Origin of the sequence: Streptomyces sp. SID5464, from assembly GCF_009862985.1 — a bacterium.
Lineage (GTDB): Bacteria > Actinomycetota > Actinomycetes > Streptomycetales > Streptomycetaceae > Streptomyces > Streptomyces chartreusis_D.
The window spans coordinates 1-17,050 of the sequence record NZ_WWIQ01000075.1 but is presented as its reverse complement, the minus strand read 5'-3'; the positions used below and the strand labels follow the sequence as shown (position 1 = coordinate 17,050).

The 17,050-nt window shown below is 71.9% G+C and carries 13 protein-coding genes; 8 read left to right on the top strand and 5 right to left on the bottom strand.

Going from position 1 to position 17,050, the window contains the following annotated elements; all coding sequences use genetic code 11:
• Nucleotides 1-190 precede the first annotated feature (190 nt).
• Complete coding sequence (locus GTY47_RS36315) at nt 191-1,798, top strand: peptide-N4-asparagine amidase (RefSeq protein ID WP_010040929.1); 1,608 nt, start codon at nt 191-193, stop codon at nt 1,796-1,798.
• Nucleotides 1,799-1,973: 175 nt separating this feature from the next.
• Nucleotides 1,974-3,386 carry a C4-dicarboxylate transporter DctA gene (locus GTY47_RS36310; protein ID WP_010040926.1) on the top strand — a complete coding sequence of 471 codons (1,413 nt, stop codon included), beginning with the start codon at nt 1,974-1,976 and terminating at the stop codon, nt 3,384-3,386.
• A 109-nt stretch (nt 3,387-3,495) separates the two neighbouring features.
• On the opposite strand, the gene GTY47_RS36305 is transcribed toward GTY47_RS36310, so the two are convergent.
• Nucleotides 3,496-3,945: a MarR family transcriptional regulator gene (locus GTY47_RS36305; protein ID WP_010040923.1), complete on the bottom strand. Its 450-nt coding sequence runs from the start codon at nt 3,943-3,945 to the stop codon at nt 3,496-3,498.
• 104 nt (nt 3,946-4,049) lie between these two features.
• Here GTY47_RS36305 and GTY47_RS36300 point away from each other — a divergent pair, with 104 nt between their 5' ends.
• Both GTY47_RS36300 and mltG read left to right on the top strand, forming a co-directional pair.
• Complete coding sequence (locus GTY47_RS36300) at nt 4,050-5,852, top strand: ABC transporter ATP-binding protein (RefSeq protein WP_010040921.1); 1,803 nt, start codon at nt 4,050-4,052, stop codon at nt 5,850-5,852.
• A gap of 43 nt (nt 5,853-5,895) precedes the next feature.
• Nucleotides 5,896-6,741 carry an endolytic transglycosylase MltG gene (gene mltG / locus GTY47_RS36295; RefSeq protein WP_010040920.1) on the top strand — a complete coding sequence of 282 codons (846 nt, stop codon included), beginning with the start codon at nt 5,896-5,898 and terminating at the stop codon, nt 6,739-6,741.
• A 12-nt stretch (nt 6,742-6,753) separates the two neighbouring features.
• Here mltG and GTY47_RS36290 read toward each other — a convergent pair whose 3' ends face one another.
• The 4 genes from GTY47_RS36290 to GTY47_RS36275 are packed head-to-tail and all read right to left on the bottom strand — an operon-like array spanning nt 6,754 to nt 10,548.
• The gene (locus tag GTY47_RS36290) at nt 6,754-7,830 is read right to left on the bottom strand and encodes an NAD(P)-binding domain-containing protein (protein ID WP_010040918.1); all 1,077 of its coding nucleotides are present in this window, start codon (nt 7,828-7,830) and stop codon (nt 6,754-6,756) included.
• Between the two features lie 56 nt (nt 7,831-7,886).
• Entirely contained in the window at nt 7,887-8,912 is a 1,026-nt protein-coding gene (locus tag GTY47_RS36285) for an ABC transporter substrate-binding protein (RefSeq protein ID WP_010040915.1), read from the bottom strand.
• Nucleotides 8,913-8,965: 53 nt separating this feature from the next.
• On the bottom strand, nt 8,966-9,706 hold the full coding sequence (locus tag GTY47_RS36280; RefSeq protein WP_010040911.1) for an ABC transporter ATP-binding protein: 741 nt from the start codon (nt 9,704-9,706) through the stop codon (nt 8,966-8,968).
• On the bottom strand, nt 9,679-10,548 hold the full coding sequence (locus GTY47_RS36275) for an ABC transporter permease (RefSeq protein ID WP_029181244.1): 870 nt from the start codon (nt 10,546-10,548) through the stop codon (nt 9,679-9,681). The genes GTY47_RS36280 and GTY47_RS36275 overlap by 28 nt, the downstream gene beginning before the upstream one ends.
• 336 nt (nt 10,549-10,884) lie before the next feature.
• Here GTY47_RS36275 and GTY47_RS36270 point away from each other — a divergent pair, with 336 nt between their 5' ends.
• The 4 genes from GTY47_RS36270 to GTY47_RS36255 all read left to right on the top strand — a co-directional run.
• The gene (locus tag GTY47_RS36270) at nt 10,885-11,307 is read left to right on the top strand and encodes a secondary thiamine-phosphate synthase enzyme YjbQ (protein WP_010040909.1); all 423 of its coding nucleotides are present in this window, start codon (nt 10,885-10,887) and stop codon (nt 11,305-11,307) included.
• A gap of 144 nt (nt 11,308-11,451) precedes the next feature.
• Nucleotides 11,452-14,469 (top strand): SpoIIE family protein phosphatase, encoded by a 3,018-nt coding sequence (locus tag GTY47_RS36265; RefSeq protein ID WP_010040908.1) that lies wholly within the window; start codon nt 11,452-11,454, stop codon nt 14,467-14,469.
• A gap of 67 nt (nt 14,470-14,536) precedes the next feature.
• Nucleotides 14,537-16,090, top strand: coding sequence for a sugar ABC transporter ATP-binding protein (locus GTY47_RS36260; protein WP_010040907.1), 1,554 nt, complete (start codon nt 14,537-14,539; stop codon nt 16,088-16,090).
• A partial coding sequence (locus tag GTY47_RS36255) for an ABC transporter permease (protein ID WP_010040906.1) occupies nt 16,087-17,050 on the top strand: 964 nt, incomplete at its 3' end. The genes GTY47_RS36260 and GTY47_RS36255, both read left to right, overlap by 4 nt.

Sequence of the window (17,050 nt, the reverse complement as noted above, 5' to 3'; positions counted from 1 at the left end):
TGGCTCGTGTCAGGGGGGATGGGGGTTCGGCCGACGGCAACAAACCGTGACAGGTTCGCGTCGTCACGTGGTCGGAGGCAACAGGTTTTCCACCCACCGAACGGAACCGGCCGACAGGGGAGGGAACAGGGCGCCTCGGCGGGCCGGTGCTCATTGCGGAGGCGGTGAGACTCCCCGTAGAACACCGCCCATGAAGAGACGGATCGTCATGTCCATGCTTGCCGGAGCGACCCTTCTGGCGAGCACCCTCCTCGGGACCGGTCCCGCCCGTGCGGCCGACGTCCCCGCCGAGTTCGGCACCGACTGGCACGACCCGGTGACGGCCGCCCCGCCCGTCCCGAAGCCCGGAGGCCGGTCCTGCGAAGTCACCCTGGTCCGGGCGCAGTTCCGCGACTTCACCCCGTACCGGGGCACGTACACCCCGCCCGGCGACTGCGGCGACCGCTGGAGCAAGGTGGTGCTGCGGCTCGACGGCAAGGTCAAGGGGCGCCAGTACGACCGGCTCGGCCATCTGCACGTCGGCGGGGTCGAGATCCTCCGTACGTCGACACCGCAGCCCTCGCCCGACGGCATCGAGTGGTCGGTGGAGAAGGACGTCACCCGCTACGGCGACACCTTCCGCAGCCGCCAGGACGTCGAGATGCTCATCGGGAACGTCGTCGACGACACCTACACGGGCGTCCTCGACGTCAAGGTCACGCTGACCTTCTACGGGGGCCGCCCCGACGGGGGGAGCCCCGACCGGGTCCTCACCCTCGACCAAGGGGCGGACGGCGCGACCACCCTCACGACCCCGCGCAACAGCGAACGCGTCGTCGCCGAGGTGTACGCCACCGGCTCCGGCGGCGGCTGCGAGGAGTACTGGTACCTGACCGTGCCCGACCCGGCGCCGTACTCCTGCAAGGCGGGCCGAGGCCCCTACCGCGAGGTGCAGATCCGCGTGGACGGCCGGCTCGCGGGCATCGCCGCACCGTTTCCCACCGTGTGGACCGGCGGCTGGTCCAACCCGTTCCTCTGGTACGTGATCCCGGGCCCGCGCGCCTTCGACATCAAGCCGATCACCTACGACCTCACCCCCTTCGCCGGGCTCCTCAACGACGGCCGCCCGCACCGCGTCGAGGTCTCGGTCGTCGGCGTGCCCGAGGGGCGGACCGGCTGGAGCACCCCCGTGAACGTCCTGGTCTGGCAGGACGAGCAGCGTGCCCACGTTCCCGGGAAGCTCACCGCGCACAAGGCGGGCGACCTCGCCGACTCCTCGGCGTACACGCCCGGTCCGGACCACCGGGTCGACACCGAGGGCGCCCACCGGCTGACCGTCGCGGGGTACGTCGACACCTCGCACGGCCGCGTCACGACCACCGTCGGCCGTTCGCTCGCCCACACCTCCGAGCACCGCTGGACGGACGGCGAGACGACCGACGCCCTCACGGCCACGTGGACCGACGACGAGTCGGTGACCGTCGACGGACGCGGACCGGCCCGCACCGCTCGCACGCACCGGACGTACACGATGGACGGCACGACCACCCTCGGCGCGGGCGACCGGCTGCGCACCGTGCTGACCCTCGGCGACCGGGCCACGGCCGTCGAGACGCGCGGCGGCCGGCGTACGGCGTGGTCGCGGCTCGACGACTCGTACACGGGCGACGCCACGTACACGGCGAACGTGCCCCGCGACCAGCGGCACGCGGTCGGCACGACGAGCGAGCGCTACCGGCTGTACGGCACGCACGGCTGCTACGACCGCACACTGACCACCGTGCAGGGGGTGCTCACGGAGGACCGCCGCCGTTGCTGAGGGGGTCCCTGGGGTGCGTGTGACATACGTCACTTAGGACGCTTTTACATGGCTGAAACGTTGCGGTCTTGTGCGCGATCAAGACAGCCTCCAGAGTGTACGGCTACGGAAGCCGCTTTCCGTATCGCAGAAGTCCCCTCCGGCCTCTGTGTGTCCCGTCCCCCTAGGAGGCCCCGTGCCACCGTCGGTACCGTCCCTGTCGCGGCGCGTCGCACGCACCCTGCGTACCTCACTCTTCGCGCAGGTCCTCTGCGCGCTCGTCCTCGGAATCGTCGTCGGGAAGCTGTGGCCGGATACGGCCACGGCTTTCCAGCCGCTCGGCGACGGTTTCACCCGGCTCATCAAGACGGTGATCTCGCCTCTGGTGTTCTGCGTGGTCGTCGTCGGCATCGCCAAGGCCGGTGACCTGAAGGCGTTCGGCCGGATCGGGGTCAAGGCCCTCATCTGGTTCGAGGTGGCCTCCACCGCCGCCCTGGTCATCGGCCTGGTCGCCGCCAACGTCGTCGGGCCCGGCAAGGGCATGAACGTCGACCCCTCCTCGCTGGACGCCGCCGCGGTGAACCAGACGACGGGCGGTGGGCATCTGCCCTCGACGACCGAGTTCGTCCTCAACGCCCTGCCCGAGAGTTTCGTCGGCGCCTTCGCCGAGAACGAACTGCTCCAAGTCCTCATCCTGGCCTGCCTGGTGGGCGCGGCCCTGCTGCACCTCGGACACACCAAGGTGCCGAAGATCCTGCCCGCCATCGACCAGGCCCAGGAAGTGATCTTCACGGTCGTCGGGTTCATCATGCGGCTCGCCCCGCTCGCGGTGTTCGGCGCGATGGCCCACCTGGTCGGCAACTACGGGCTGGGCGTGATGAAGACGTACGCCAAGCTCATCGTGCTCTGCTACGTGGCGGCCGCGCTGTTCGTCGTGCTGCTCGCCGTCGCCCTGCGGATGGTGACGGGGCTCAGTCTCTGGAAGTTCCTGCGCTACATCCGCGAGGAGATGCTGCTGGCGCTCGGCACCGCGTCCACCGAGTCGGTCATGCCGCGCGTGATGCAGAAGCTGCGCCGGGCCGGTGCCCGCGACGACGCGGTGGGTCTGGTGCTGCCCACGGGCTACTCCTTCAACCTCGACGGAGCCTCGCTCTACCTGTCCATCGGCACACTGTTCATCGCCCAGGCCGTGGGCGTGGATCTGAGCCTGGGCCAGCAGATCACCGTGGTCCTGGTGCTGATGCTGACCAGCAAGGGCATGGCGGGCATCCCCGGTTCGGCGTTCCTCGCCCTGTCCGCGACCGCCTCGTCCCTGGGCGCCATCCCGGCCGGAGCCGTCGCCCTGCTGCTCGGCGTGGACCGCATCATGGACTCGATGCGCGTCGTCACGAACCTGCTCGGCAACTGCGTCGCCGTCTTCGCGGTGTCCCGCTGGGAGGGTGCCCTGGACATCGAGCGGGCCAAGAAGACGCTCGACGGGGAGGAGACGGGCCCGCCGGACGGCGGTGACGGCGACGAGGCCCGGGCGGTCGAGCCGACGGCGGCCGAAACCCCGGCGCCGGGCATCCCCGCCCAGAAGCCCAAGGAACCCGCTCCCGAGGTCGGTTGACCGAAACCGACCGAAATCGAAGGGGCCGCGGCCACCGCTCCGGCATGAGGAGCGGTGGCCGCGGCCCGTCGTGGGTTTTCCTGGCCCGTCAGCAGGAACGCGCCGACCGTCAGCCGGAACGCACCGGCGTTCCGTCGATCAACGTGTTCAGCAGCCCCCCGAGCGCCTCGCGCTGTTCCTCCGTCAGCGGGGCGAGGATCTCCTCCGCGGCCGACCTGCGCGCCGCCCGCAGCTCGCGCAGCGCGCCCCGCCCGTCGTCCGTGAGCTCGATGCGGATCACCCGCCGGTTCGCCGGGTCCGGGACCCGCCGCACCTTGCCGCTCGCCTCCAGCCCGTCGACCAGGGTCGTCACGGCCCGCGGCACGACTTCCAGACGCTCGGCCAGGTCGGCCATGCGCGGCGGCGAACCCCAGTGCGCGAGGGTGCGCAGCAACCGGGACTGGGCCGGTGTGATGCCGAGGTCGCGTTGCTCCAGATGGCGCTTCTGGATGCGGTGCACCCGGCGGGTGAGCCGCAGCAACTGCTCGGCGAGCAGGCCGTCGGAATCGGGGGAGGTCATGCGGGAACAATATCAGGATGATGTTCATTGTGAGTATAGGTAACAATGAGCTACGATCCGACCCGCCGCCCTGGCCCGCCCGTACCGCTCTCCCGAAGGAGCCCATGCATCCCGACCACGAAGCCCCCTGGAGCGCACCCGCCGACGCGAAGGAACAACCCCGGCAGGTCCGCCGCATCCTCCGGCTCTTCCGCCCCTACCGGGGCCGCCTCGCCATCGTCGGCCTGCTGGTCGGCGCCGCGTCGCTGGTCTCGGTCGCCACGCCGTTCCTGCTGAAGGAGATCCTCGACGTCGCGATCCCCCAGGGGCGTACGGGCCTGCTCAGCCTGCTCGCCCTCGGCATGATCCTCAGCGCCGTCCTCACCAGCGTCTTCGGCGTGCTGCAGACACTGATCTCCACGACGGTCGGCCAGCGCGTCATGCACGATCTGCGCACCGCCGTCTACGGGCGCCTCCAGCGCATGTCCCTCGCCTTCTTCACGCGCACGCGCACGGGCGAGGTGCAGTCCCGCATCGCCAACGACATCGGCGGCATGCAGGCCACCGTCACCTCCACGGCGACCTCCCTGGTCTCCAACTTCACCAGCGTGGTGGCCACGATCGTCGCGATGGTGGCCCTCGACTGGCGCCTGACCGTCGTCTCTCTGCTGTTGCTGCCGGTGTTCGTGTGGATCAGCCGCCGCGTGGGCAACGAACGGCGGAAGATCACCACCCAGCGCCAGAAGCAGATGGCCGCCATGGCCGCCACGGTCACCGAGTCGCTCTCCGTCAGCGGCATCCTGCTCGGCCGCACGATGGGACGCTCCGACTCGCTGACGAAGTCCTTCGCCGAGGAGTCCGAGGAGCTCGTCGACCTGGAAGTGCGGTCGAACATGGCCGGCCGCTGGCGCATGGCCGTCATCACGATCGTCATGGCCGCCCTGCCCGCCGTCATCTACTGGACCGCCGGCATGGCCCTCCAACTGGGCGGCCCCGAGGTCTCCATCGGCACGATCGTCGCCTTCGTCTCGCTCCAGCAGGGCCTGTTCCGCCCGGCCGTGAGCCTGCTGTCGACGGGTGTGCAGATCCAGACCTCGCTCGCCCTCTTCCAGCGCATCTTCGAATACCTCGACCTGCCGATCGACATCACCGAGCGCGCGGACCCGGTCCGCCTCGACCGCGTGAAGGGCGAGGTCCGCTTCGAGGACGTCTCCTTCGGCTACGACGACAAGGGCGGCGCGGTCCTCGACGGCATCGACCTCACCGTCCCGGCGGGCGGCAGCCTCGCGATCGTCGGCCCGACCGGCGCCGGAAAGTCCACGCTCGGCTACCTCGTGCCCCGCCTCTACGACGTGACGGGCGGACGCGTCACCCTCGACGGGGTCGACGTCCGCGACCTCGACTTCGACACCCTGGCGCGCGCGGTCGGCGTCGTCTCGCAGGAGACGTACCTCTTCCACGCCTCGGTCGCCGACAACCTGCGTTTCGCCAAGCCCGACGCCACCGACGAGGAGCTGTACCAGGCGGCGAAGGCGGCGCAGATCCACGACCACATCGCGTCCCTGCCCGACGGCTACGACACCGTCGTGGGTGAGCGCGGCCACCGCTTCTCCGGCGGTGAGAAGCAGCGCCTGGCCATCGCCCGCACGATCCTGCGCGACCCGCCGGTCCTCATCCTCGACGAGGCCACCAGCGCGCTGGACACCCGGACCGAGGCGGCCGTGCAGGACGCCATCGACGCGCTGTCGGCGAACCGCACCACGCTCACCATCGCCCACCGGCTGTCCACCGTCCGGGGCGCCGACCAGATCGTGGTCCTCGACTCGGGGCGCGCGGTCGAACTCGGTACGCACGAGGAACTGCTGGAGCGGCACGGCCGGTATGCGGCGCTCGTACGCCGAGACGCTCAACTGGAACCGACAAGATGAAAATATGCCGGGTTTGTGACGATATACGGGTTACCGTGCCCGCATGCAGAAGAACACTCCGCCACGGAGCACGATTCGACTGACGCGCCGGGGCCGCATCGCCCTCGTCGCGACCGGAGCGGTCGTGGTGGGCACCGCCGTGGCGGTGCCGCTGCTGATCCTGCGGCCCGAGGAGCACGGCCGGCCCGCGACCCTGGTGATCCCGGAGGGCTGGCGCGCGAGCCAGGTCTACGCCGCCGTCGACAAGGCCCTCGCCCTGCCTCCCGGCAGCACGAAGAAGTCCCTGGCGAAGGCGGCCCTCAAACTGCCGAACGACGCCGAGGGCAACCCGGAGGGCTACCTCTTCCCGGCGGCCTATCCCCTCCGGGAGAAGACGACCCCGCAGGAGCTCCTGGCACTGATGGTCGACACGGCGAACGAGAAGTTCGACGGCGCTCCCATCGCCGCGGGGGCGCAGCGCAACGCCATGAACGTCTACCAGGCCGTCACCATCGCGAGCATCGTCCAGGCGGAGGCGGCCACCAAGGCCGACATGGGCAAGGTCGCCCGGGTCGTCTTCAACCGCCTCGAACGCGGCATGCCGCTCCAGATGGACTCCACCATCAACTACGCGCTCGGCCGCTCCACCCTCCGCACCACGGAGAGCGACACCCGGATCGACAGCCCCTACAACTCCTACCAGCGCATGGGCCTGCCCCCCACCCCCATCGACAACCCCGGCGAGGAGGCCATGCGCGCCGCCGTCAACCCACCCCCGGGCGACTGGCTGTACTTCGTCACGGTCCGCCCGGGCGACACCCGCTTCACCGCGGACTACGCGGAACACCAGCGGAACGTCGCGGAGTTCAACACCCACCAGAGGAAGGGCGACGCGCGGGCGGCCGGATGACCCGCCAGGGCGTCACGCGGCGACCGGCTCCTGCGCCAGCAGGCGCCTGATGTCGCGGACGGCGGCGCGGCCGGCACGGTTGGCGCCGATGGTGCTGGCCGACGGGCCGTAGCCGACGAGGTGGATACGCGGATCGGCGGCCGCGCGTGTGCCCTCCAGGCGGATGCCGCCGCCCGGCTCGCGCAGACGCAGCGGGGTGAGGTGGTCGATGGCGGCGCGGAAGCCGGTGGCCCAGAGGATGACGTCGGCGTCGACGTGGCGGCCGTCCTTCCAGTCCACTCCCGTCGGCGTGATGCGGTCGAACATCGGCTGCCGGTCGAGCACCCCGTCCTCGATGCCCCGCCGGATCGCGTCGTTGAGCGGCAGCCCGGTGACCGAGACGACACTCCTGGGCGGCAGCCCCTGCCGTACCCGTTCCTCGACGAGCGCGACGGCCGCCCGGCCCGCGTTCTCGTCGAAGGGGCCCTCACGGAAGACGGGCGGGCGCCGGGTCACCCAGGTGGTGGCCGCCGCGTACGGGGCGATCTCCAGCAGATGCTGCGTGCCCGAGGCGCCACCCCCCACCACGACGACCCGCTGCCCGGCGAACGCCTCCGGCCCGGGGTACTGCGCGGTGTGCAACTGCCGCCCGCGGAAGGTCTCCTGGCCCGGGTAGCGCGGCCAGAACGGCCGGTCCCACGTACCCGTCGCGTTGATCAGCGCCCGCGTCGACCACACACCCTCCGAGGTCTCCACCAGCAGCCGCCCGCCGGGCCCCTCGCGTACGGCCCGCACATCGACGGGGCGCCGCACCCGCAGGTCGAAGGTCCGCTCGTACCGGTCGAAGTAGTCGCTGATCACCTCGGCGGACGGCCGCGCCGGATCCGCGTCCGTGAGCTCCATCCCCGGCAGTGCGTGCATCCCGTGCACCTTGCCGTACGTCAGCGACGGCCAGCGGAACTGCCACGCGCCGCCGGGACCGGGGGAGTGGTCCAGCACGACGAAGTCGCGGTCCGGCTCGAAACCGGCTCGCCGCAGGTGATAGGCGCCGGCCAGACCGGCCTGACCAGCGCCTGTGACGACTACCTCGACCTCGCGTGTGTTGTTCACGCTTCTACTAACCGTGCCGGGGGCGTCGATCTTCCCGGCCTTCTGCCGGACAGACCCTAGCCCTCCGAGGGCCGGGGCGCGGTCGTCGACGGCGGCAGGTCGCCGTTGAACCGGGTGTCGGTGAAGTCGGCGAAGTCGACCTCGCGGGGGATCAGCTTCAACGACGTGAACGTGTCGGCGATCTCCTGCTCGGAGGCGATCAGCGGCTTGTCGACGGCGACCGCGATCCGGGTCGTGTACGTGCGCTTCACCGCGGCCAGGGCCACGTCCTCGGGGAGCCCGGTGTCCTTCGCCCAGACCTTCGCCCACTCCTCCTCGTGGTCGTACACCCACGTGTAGGCACGCCGCAGCCGCTCCAGGTAGTCCTTGACGGCGGCGGCCTTCTTCTTGTCCTTCAGCGCGTCCGGCGCCGCGACCTGGAAGGTGAGCCCGTTGGTCACGCCGTCGCCGTCTGTCAGGACCCGTCCCTGCCCGGCCTTCAGCACCTGTGAGGTGTACGGGTCCCACACCGCCCAGGCGTCGACCTTGCCGGCGGTGAACGCGGCGAGCGCGTCGGCCGGCTGGAGGTACTTGACCTTGACGTCGCTCAGTTTCAGCCCGGCCTTCTTCAGCGACGCGACCAGCTGGTAGTGGGCGGACGAGCCCTGCGCGACGGCCACCGACCTGCCCTTGAGCTGCTCGGGCCTCTTCAGGGACGAGTCGTTCGGGACGAGGATGGTGTCGCCCTTGGACGTGCCGTGCCAGGCGGCCACCACCTTGATCTTCGAGCCCGCTCCGGCCGCGAAGACCGGCGGGGTGTTGCCGACGCCGCCGATGTCGACGGCCCCCGCGTTGACGGCCTCCAGCAGCGGCGGTCCCGAGGTGAACGTGGACCACTTGATCTTGTAGTCGAGGTTCTTCAGTTCCCCGGCGGCCCGCAGGATGGCCTCCGAACCGCCCTTCTGGTCACCGACGTCGAGCGTGACGGAGCCCTGGCCGTCGGTGCCGCCGTCCGACGTACCGGCGGCCGAGTTCCCGCCGCAGGCGGTGAGCAGCAGGGCGAGGGGGAGGAGCAGGGCGGCGGGCGCGAGACGTCGTCGCATGGTGGTTCCGTTCGTGTAAGTCGTGAGGCCGGGGACGTAAGGGGCGGGAGGAGTCAGGCGGCTTCGGCGGCCGTCGCCTCGACGCCGAGGCGTTCGAGGAGGCCGGCGCGCAGCGCGGCGAAGCGCGGGTCGGTGATGTCGCGGGGACGGTCGAGGTCGATGCGCTGCTCGTGGGCGATGACGCCGCCGTCCATCACCAGGACGCGGTCGGCGAGCAGTACGGCCTCCTCCACGTCGTGGGTGACGAGGAGCACCGCGCAGCCCCGGCGCTGCCACAACTCGCCCACGAGCCGCTGGGCCTTGATGCGGGTGAGGGCGTCGAGCGCGCCGAACGGCTCGTCGAGCAGCAGCAGATCGGGCTCGCGCACCAACGCCCGTGCGAGTGAGGCGCGTTGGGCCTCGCCGCCGGAGAGGGTCTTGGGCCAGGCGGCCGAGCGGTGTCCGAGGCCGACCTCGTCGAGGGCCTGCTCGGCGACGGCGCGTTCGGGCTTGCCGGGCAGGCCGAGCAGGACGTTGCGCCACACCTTCTTCCACGGCATCAGCCGGGGGGCCTGGAAGGCGACGGCCTTGCGGCGCGGCACCAGGACGGTGCCCTCGATGTCGCGGTCGAGCCCGGCGAGGATGCGCAGCAGCGTCGACTTGCCGCAGCCGCTGCGGCCGAGCAGGGCCACGAACTCGCCAGGCCGGACGTCCAGTCGCAGATCGTCGATGACGGCACGCCCGTCGAAGGACCGGGTGAGCCCCTCGACGTGGACCGCCTGGGGGATCACCGGCCGGTGAACGTCGGTCGCCATTGCAGCAGCACCTTTTCGAGAGAGCGGACGATGAAGTCGGCGAGCAGGCCGAGGAAGGCGTAGACGACCAGGCAGACCACGATCACGTCGGTCCGCAGGAAGTCCCGCGCCTGCACCATGAGGAACCCGATGCCGGAGTCGGCGTTGACCTGCTCGGCGAAGACCAGCGCGAGCCAGGCGATGCCGAGCGAGTAGCGCAGGCCGGTCATGGCGTTCGGCAGCGCGCCCGGGAGGACGACGTGCCGGACGAGTCCCCGGCGCGACAATCCGAGGGACTCGCCGGCCTCGATCAACTGGGCGTCCACGCCGCGGATTCCGGCGTAGACGTTGAGGTAGAGCGGGAAGGTCACGCCGAGCGTGATGATGGCGACCTTGGGGGCCTCGCCGATGCCGAACCAGATGATGAACAGCGGGATGAGACCCACGAACGGCACCGTCCGCAGCATCTGCACGGGCGCGTCCACCAGGTCCTCGCCGATCCGGAACAGGCCCGACAGCAGGGCGAGTCCGGTGCCGACGACCAGGCCGAGCAGCAGCCCGGCCGCGACCCGCTGGAGCGAGGTGCCCATGGCCGCGGGCAGCGAGCCGTCGGCCACCATGTCCCCGGCGACCTGGGCGATACGGCCGGGCGAGGCGAGTACCTCCGGCTGCAACGCGCCCGTGCCGCTGAGGAGTTGCCACAACGCCAGCAGCAGGACCGGGCCGGTGGTGCGGCGCAGCCAGCGGGGGACGCGGGTGCGGCGGGAGGAAGTGGGGACGAGGGGCTGGAGGTCGAGGTCAGGAGCTGATACATGCGAAATATCAGCTTTCGAGGGCGTGGGCGGGGCATGACTGATGCTCATGAGGGCTCCACGGGGGAGAGCGAGTGCAGGGGAGGCACGCCTCGCCGCCGCCGCACCGACGAGAACAGGGACGCTCAGCGGGCAGGCGGAACCAAGGCGAGGGAACCGGAAAGCGAGGGGAAGAAGGGCGTCAGCGGCCGCGGCGACACGCGGCGGAGGCCACCCGCAGCAGGTCGATGTGACCGCGCGTGGTGAGCAGGGCTGAACGCAACATGCGGCTGAACCTAGCCAGCTGGCATGCGCACGGTCAACGGGCGTCTCGTCCAGTGGACGCCGGTACCACCACCCGGGCGGGGTCAGCCGGGTGGAACCGGGCGCGTGCGTCAGGATGGGGGCATGTCAGATGTCTTCACCACCCGAGTCCTGAACGTCCGCACCGGTTCCACGGAGAGGGTCGTCGACATCACCGGCGACTGCGAGTCCTACCTTCGGGAGGCGGCGGCCGGTCGCGACGGCCTCCTCAATGTCTTCGTCCCGCACGCGACGGCCGGAATCGCCGTGCTCGAGACCGGTGCCGGCAGTGATGACGACCTCCTGGCCGCACTGCACACGCTGCTGCCCGCCGACGACCGCTGGCAGCACCGGCACGGCAGCCCCGGCCACGGCCGCGACCACGTGCTGCCGGCCCTCGTCCCGCCGCACGCGACCCTGCCGGTGCTGGGCGGCCGGCTGGAGCTCGGGACCTGGCAGTCGGTGTGCCTCGTGGACACGAACAAGGACAACCCGGAGCGGAAGGTGCGGTTGAGTTTCCTGGGGTGAACGCGGTCAGCCCGGCCGGAGCCCTCGGTGCGGCGCCCGAACGGCTCCGGCGCACCGTGACGCGTGCCCTTAATGCCCGTATCCTCGTCAATGCCAGATTCTCTTCCGAGCAGCGGATGATCGCGGGCGCAAGCGAGGCGAAGCGTGGTTCGGTCCGGCGAGGAACCCAAGCCGGCGGGACGTGCGACCGACGGCACGGGCCCCGCCCGGCTTCGCGAGCGGTTCCTCCAGGGTGAGCCGGTCGACACGGGTGTACGGACGTCCATCCTGAACTCGTGGCGGCGCAGCCGGTCCCTGGGCCTGTCACCGGACCGGACCGACCTCCCTTACAGCGAGGACTTCGACCCCGGGGGCCGTATCGTCCGCGCGGCCGTGCCGGTGCTCGACCGGCTCCAGGTCGCGTTCTCCGGCAGCCAGGTCAACATCTCGGTCGCCGACGCGAACGGGACCGTCCTTCTGCGCCGATTCGGTGACCCCACGATGGCCAGGAGCCTCCCGGCGATCCAGCGGGTGCCGGGCTTCGTCTTCGCCGAGCAGGTCGCCGGCACCAACGGCATCGGACTCGCCCTGGCGGAGCGGCAGCTCATCCGCGTCTACGGCGCCGAGCACTTCGCGGAACGCTCCCAGGGCAACGCCTGCGTGGCGATGCCCGTCCGGGACCCGCTCAGCGGACGCATCGAGGGCGTGCTGTGCTTCGGCTATCCACGCAGTTTCGAACAGCCCGGGCTGGGCGCGGCGATCCGCCGGGCGGCCGAGAACATCGAGCGGCGGCTGCTGGGGCAGAGCTCCGCGCACGAGCGCGCCCTGCTGCGGACGTACCTGGCCACCGGCAGCGAGGCCGGCCTGTACAGCGGTGTCGCCCTGGACGCGGTGGCCGGCGAGTTCCCCCCGCGTGACCAGGACATCCTGAAGGAGAAGGCCGCCGAGCTGATCTCCCGCGGGCAGCGGGCCGCCATCGACGTGGCCCTGCCCGGCGGCCGGCGGGTGACGCTCGTGAGCCGCCCGATGACGAGCGCCTCCGGGGTGCGGGGCTTCGCCGTCGAGGCGGTGCTGCCCGGCGCCGCGGCAAGGGGGCCCCTCGTCCTCCCGCACCAGGCCGACGAGCTACCGGACCTCGCCGCCCTCTCGGCCGTCGTCCGGCCCGCCCGGCCGTCGATCACCCTGCCGTCCGGATATCTCGCCGCCGCACCCGGCCCGGCCGTCGCGCCCGACGGTGACCGGGTGCCCGGCGGGCACGGCGAGACCGGCGGCACCGAGAGCGGGAGGGGGCCGGCGGACGGCGCTGGGGGCATGGCTGACGGCGGTGGGGGTGCGGCTGGTGGTCGTGCGGGCGCGGTCGATGGTGGCAGGGACGTGGTCGACGGCGGTGGCGACGCGCTGTACGGCGGCAGAGGCGCGGCGGACGACGGCACCGGCTCGGCGTTCCCGGCCGCGGACGACGGCACCGGCTCCCCGTTCCCGGCCCGGGGGCTCGTCATGGTGGGGGAGCCGCACGTCGGGGCGTACGCCCTGGCCGCGCGCCGGCGCCTTGAGCTGCTGTCCGAGGCCAGCGCCCGCATCGGCACGACCCTGGACGTGCGCCGCACCGCCGAGGAACTGGCCGAGACGGCGGTCCCGCGCCTGGCCGACTTCGTCACCATCGACCTGCCCGATGCCGTCCTGCGCGGCGAGGAATCCGCCGACCCCCTCGCCGACCTGCGCCGCACGGTGGTGCACGGCGTCCGCGAGGGCCTGCCCTTCACCCAGCCCGGCAAGCGCATCGACTTCGGCCCGACCGCGCCCCAGTTGCGCTGCCTGACCAGGGGCGAGGCGGTGCTGGAACCGGACCTGAAGGCCGCCGCGGGCTGGCTCGCCCAGGACCCCGAGCACACCGCACGCCTGCTCGCCCACGTCCACTCCCTCATCGCGGTGCCCCTGCTCGCCCGCGGGGTCGTCCTGGGGATCGCCAGCTTCTACCGTGCCGGGGGCTCCTTCGGGGACGACGACCGTTCGCTGGCCCAGGAGCTCGCCGCCCGCGCCGCCCTGTCCATCGACAACGCCCGGCGCTACACCCACGAACGCACCATGGTCCTGGCCCTCCAGCGCAGACTCCTCCCGCACGGTCTGCCCGACCAGGACGCCGTCGAGGTCGCCCACCGCTATCTGCCCGCCGAGTCCGACGTGGGCGGGGACTGGTACGACGTCATCCCGCTCTCCGGCACCCGCGTCGGGCTCCTCGTCGGCGACGTCGTCGGCCACGGCATGCTCTCCGCGGCCACGATGGGCCGGCTGCGCACCGCTGCGCGCAGCTTCGCCGAGCTCGACTTCTCCCCGGACGAGGTCCTCACCCACCTGGACAACCTCGTAGGACGCCTGGACCGGGAGGACCCCGACGGCAAGGGCGCCGGCGTCATCGGCGCGACCTGTCTGTACGCCGTCTACGACCCGACCGAGCAGCGGTGCCTCATGGCGCGCGCCGGTCACCCGCCGCCCGCACTCGTCCACCCCGACGGCGCCGTGTCCTACCCGGACCTTCCGGCCGGGCCCCCGCTCGGTCTCGGGGGGCTGCCCTTCGACGCCGTCGAGATCGACGTCCCCGAGGGCAGTCAGCTGGTGCTCTACACCGACGGACTCATCGAGGACCGGCACCGCGACGTCGACGTGGTCCTGGAGCAGTTGCGCGCGGCCCTGGCCCACCCGGAGCGGGCACCCGAGGAGACCTGTCAGGCGGTCCTGGACACCGTGGCGCCCGCGCACCCGCACGACGACATCGCCTTGCTCGTCGCCCGCGTGCACGCCCTGGATCCCGGCCGGATCGCGGCCTGGGAGCTGCCCGCCGACCCGGCGGTCGTCGCCGAGGTCCGGGCGTCCGCCATGCGGCGCATGGCCGACTGGGGGCTCGACGAGGCCGCGTTCGCCGTGGAGCTGATCCTCAGCGAGCTGATCACCAACGCGATCCGGCACGGCGCCGGGCCCATCCGGGTCCGGCTGCTGCACGGGCGCACCCTGATCTGCGAGGTCTCCGACGTCAGCAACACCGCCCCTCATCTGCGCCGGGCGGCCAGTACCGACGAGGGCGGACGCGGCCTGTTCCTCGTCGCGCAGCTCTCGCAGAGCTGGGGCACGCGCTACCTCCCGGAGGGCAAGGTCATCTGGGCCGAGTGCGGGCTCGACGCCGCGTGACGCGTCCGCCGACCCGCGTGGGAGTCACCGCGGCCGAAAGGCGTCCGAAATGTTGTAATTTAATCGGGTGCGCGACGCTCCTGACACGCCGGTGAAGGCGGTTTCACCCTTCGGGCCGGAGCCCTTGGTCCGTATCCGCGGGCTGGGCAAGCGGTTCGGCGGGACCGTCGCGCTGGCCGGGGTCGACCTCGACGTCCACGCCCACAGCGTGCTCGCCCTCCTCGGGCCCAACGGCGCCGGCAAGTCCACGCTCATCAAGGTCCTCGCCGGCGTCCACCCCGCCGACGCGGGACAGATCACCGTGGACGGCCTGCCGCTCGGCAGTCCCGCCGCGTCCCGGAGCATGTCCTTCATCCACCAGGACCTCGGTCTCGTGGAGTGGATGACGGTCGCCGAGAACATCGCCCTGACCAACGGGTACGCGCGCCGGACCGGACTGATCTCGTGGCGGCGCACGCGCGAGCGCTGCGTCGACGCGCTGCGGATCGTCGCCGGACACCTCGACCCCGACGCGCCGGTCTCCGGGCTCGCACCGGCCGAGCGCTCACTCGTCGCGATCGCCAGGGCCCTGGCGACCCGCGCGAAGCTCATCGTCCTCGACGAGCCGACCGCCCGCCTGCCCGCCGCGGACAGTACCCGGCTCTTCGGCGTGCTCCACGGCCTGCGCGACCGCGGCCACGCCATCCTCTACGTCAGCCACCGCCTGGACGAGGTGTACCAGGTCGCCGACACGTTCGCGGTACTGCGCGACGGCCGCCTCGTCAGCCACGGCCGGCTCGCGGGCCACGCCCCGGCCCGCCTGGTCCACGACATCGTCGGCGAAGAACCCGAACCGCCTGCCGCCCGCCCAGCCAAACCCCCGGCCCCCACACCCCCCGTTCTGACCCTCGACGGCGTACGGACCGTTCGGGCCGGGCCGGTGAGCCTGGAGCTCGGGGTCGGTGAGGTCCTCGGGCTGGTCGGGCTGTCGGATGCCGGGCACACGGACCTGGGGCGTGCCCTCGCCGGGGACCGGCCCCTCCTCGGGGGGCGGGCCGTGTTGGACGGGCGGCCCTATCACCCCCGCTCGGTCGCGGAGGCCGTCGCTCGCGGCGTCGGCTTCGTGCCGGGGGACCGGCTGCGGGAGGGCTGCCTCGCCGAACTGACCGTGCGGGAGAACTTCCTGGCCAATCCCCGCGCGGGAGGCGGGCCGGCGCCGCACTGGATCGGTCCGCGCAGCGAGCGTGTCCAGGCCGCCGCCCTGATCGACCGGTTCTCGGTGCGCCCCCGCGACAGCGAGGCCCCCATCGCCACGCTCTCCGGCGGGAACCAGCAGAAAGTCATGATCGGCCGCTGGCTGCGGACGCGGCTGCGGCTGCTGATCCTCGAGGAGCCGACCGCGAGCGTGGACATCGGCGCCAAGGCCGCGATCCACCGCCTGCTCGACGAGGCGCTGTCGGCGGGCCTTTCGGTCCTGCTCCTGTCCACCGACTTCGAGGAGGTCGCGAGCGTGTGCGGGCGCACCCTGGTCTTCGTCCGCGGGTCCGTGACGGCCGAGCTGAGCGGCAGCGCCCTCACGGTCACCGGGCTCACCCGGGCGGCCTCGGCCCTGCCCCCGTCCACGGCCGCGACGAACCGATGACCGAAGCGCCCCCCTCCCCGCCCCGCTCCGGGCGCCTGCGCGCCCCCGGCGGGCACCACATCGGCGCCTACGGCCTGCTCGCCCTCACCGCCCTGCTCTACCTGGTCTTCTCCCTCGCGCTGCCGGACACCTTCCCCACCCTGGACACCGTCGACTCGATCCTGTCCAACCAGTCGATCCCGGCCGTCCTCGCGCTGGCCGCCATGGTGCCCATCGTCACCGGCGCGTTCGACCTCTCCATCGGCTACGGCCTCGGACTGGCCCACGTCATGGTGATGCAGCTCGTCGTCGACGAGAACTGGCCCTGGCCGCTCGCCTGCCTCACCGTGCTCGCCGGAGGGCTGGTCGTGGGCGTCCTCAACGGCGTCATCGTCGAGTTCGGCCGGATCGACTCCTTCATCGCCACGCTCGGCACCGGCAGCATGATGTATGCCGTGACCGGCTGGATCACCGACGGCAGCCGGATCGTCCCGGGCCCGCAGGGCCTCCCGCCCGCGTTCACCGACCTCTACGACTCCACCTTCCTCGGCCTCCCCGTCCCCGCCTTCTACGTGCTCGCCCTCGCGGGAATCCTCTGGCTGGTGCTGGAGCGGCTGCCGCTCGGCCGGTACCTGTACGTCGTCGGATCGAACCCGCGCGCGGCCGACCTCGTCGGCATCCCGACCCGCACCTACACCGTCTTCGCGTTCGCCGCCTCGGGGCTGATCGTCGGTTTCGCCGGTGTGCTGCTCGCGTCCCAGCAGCAGATCGGCAACCCGAGCGTCGGCCTCGACTACCTGCTGCCCGCCTTCGTCGGCGCCCTGCTCGGCTCCACGGCGATCAAGCCCGGCCGGCCCAACGCCCTCGGCACCGTCGTCGCCGTCGCCGTCCTGGCCGTCGGCCTCACCGGCATCGCCCAGCTGGGCGCCGACTTCTGGACGGTGCCGCTGTTCCACGGCGGCACCTGTCTCTTATACACAT

What these genes read in the sequence shown, in the direction of transcription:
- GTY47_RS36315 (WP_010040929.1), top strand. Translation starts at nt 191, where the DNA reads ATGAAGAGACGGATCGTCATGTCCATGCTTGCCGGAGCGACCCTTCTG.
- GTY47_RS36305 (WP_010040923.1), bottom strand. Translation starts at nt 3,945, where the DNA reads ATGACCTCCCCCGATTCCGACGGCCTGCTCGCCGAGCAGTTGCTGCGG.
- GTY47_RS36300 (WP_010040921.1), top strand. Translation starts at nt 4,050, where the DNA reads ATGCATCCCGACCACGAAGCCCCCTGGAGCGCACCCGCCGACGCGAAG.
- mltG (WP_010040920.1), top strand. Translation starts at nt 5,896, where the DNA reads ATGCAGAAGAACACTCCGCCACGGAGCACGATTCGACTGACGCGCCGG.
- GTY47_RS36285 (WP_010040915.1), bottom strand. Translation starts at nt 8,912, where the DNA reads ATGCGACGACGTCTCGCGCCCGCCGCCCTGCTCCTCCCCCTCGCCCTG.
- GTY47_RS36280 (WP_010040911.1), bottom strand. Translation starts at nt 9,706, where the DNA reads ATGGCGACCGACGTTCACCGGCCGGTGATCCCCCAGGCGGTCCACGTC.
- GTY47_RS36275 (WP_029181244.1), bottom strand. Translation starts at nt 10,548, where the DNA reads ATGAGCATCAGTCATGCCCCGCCCACGCCCTCGAAAGCTGATATTTCG.
- GTY47_RS36270 (WP_010040909.1), top strand. Translation starts at nt 10,885, where the DNA reads ATGTCAGATGTCTTCACCACCCGAGTCCTGAACGTCCGCACCGGTTCC.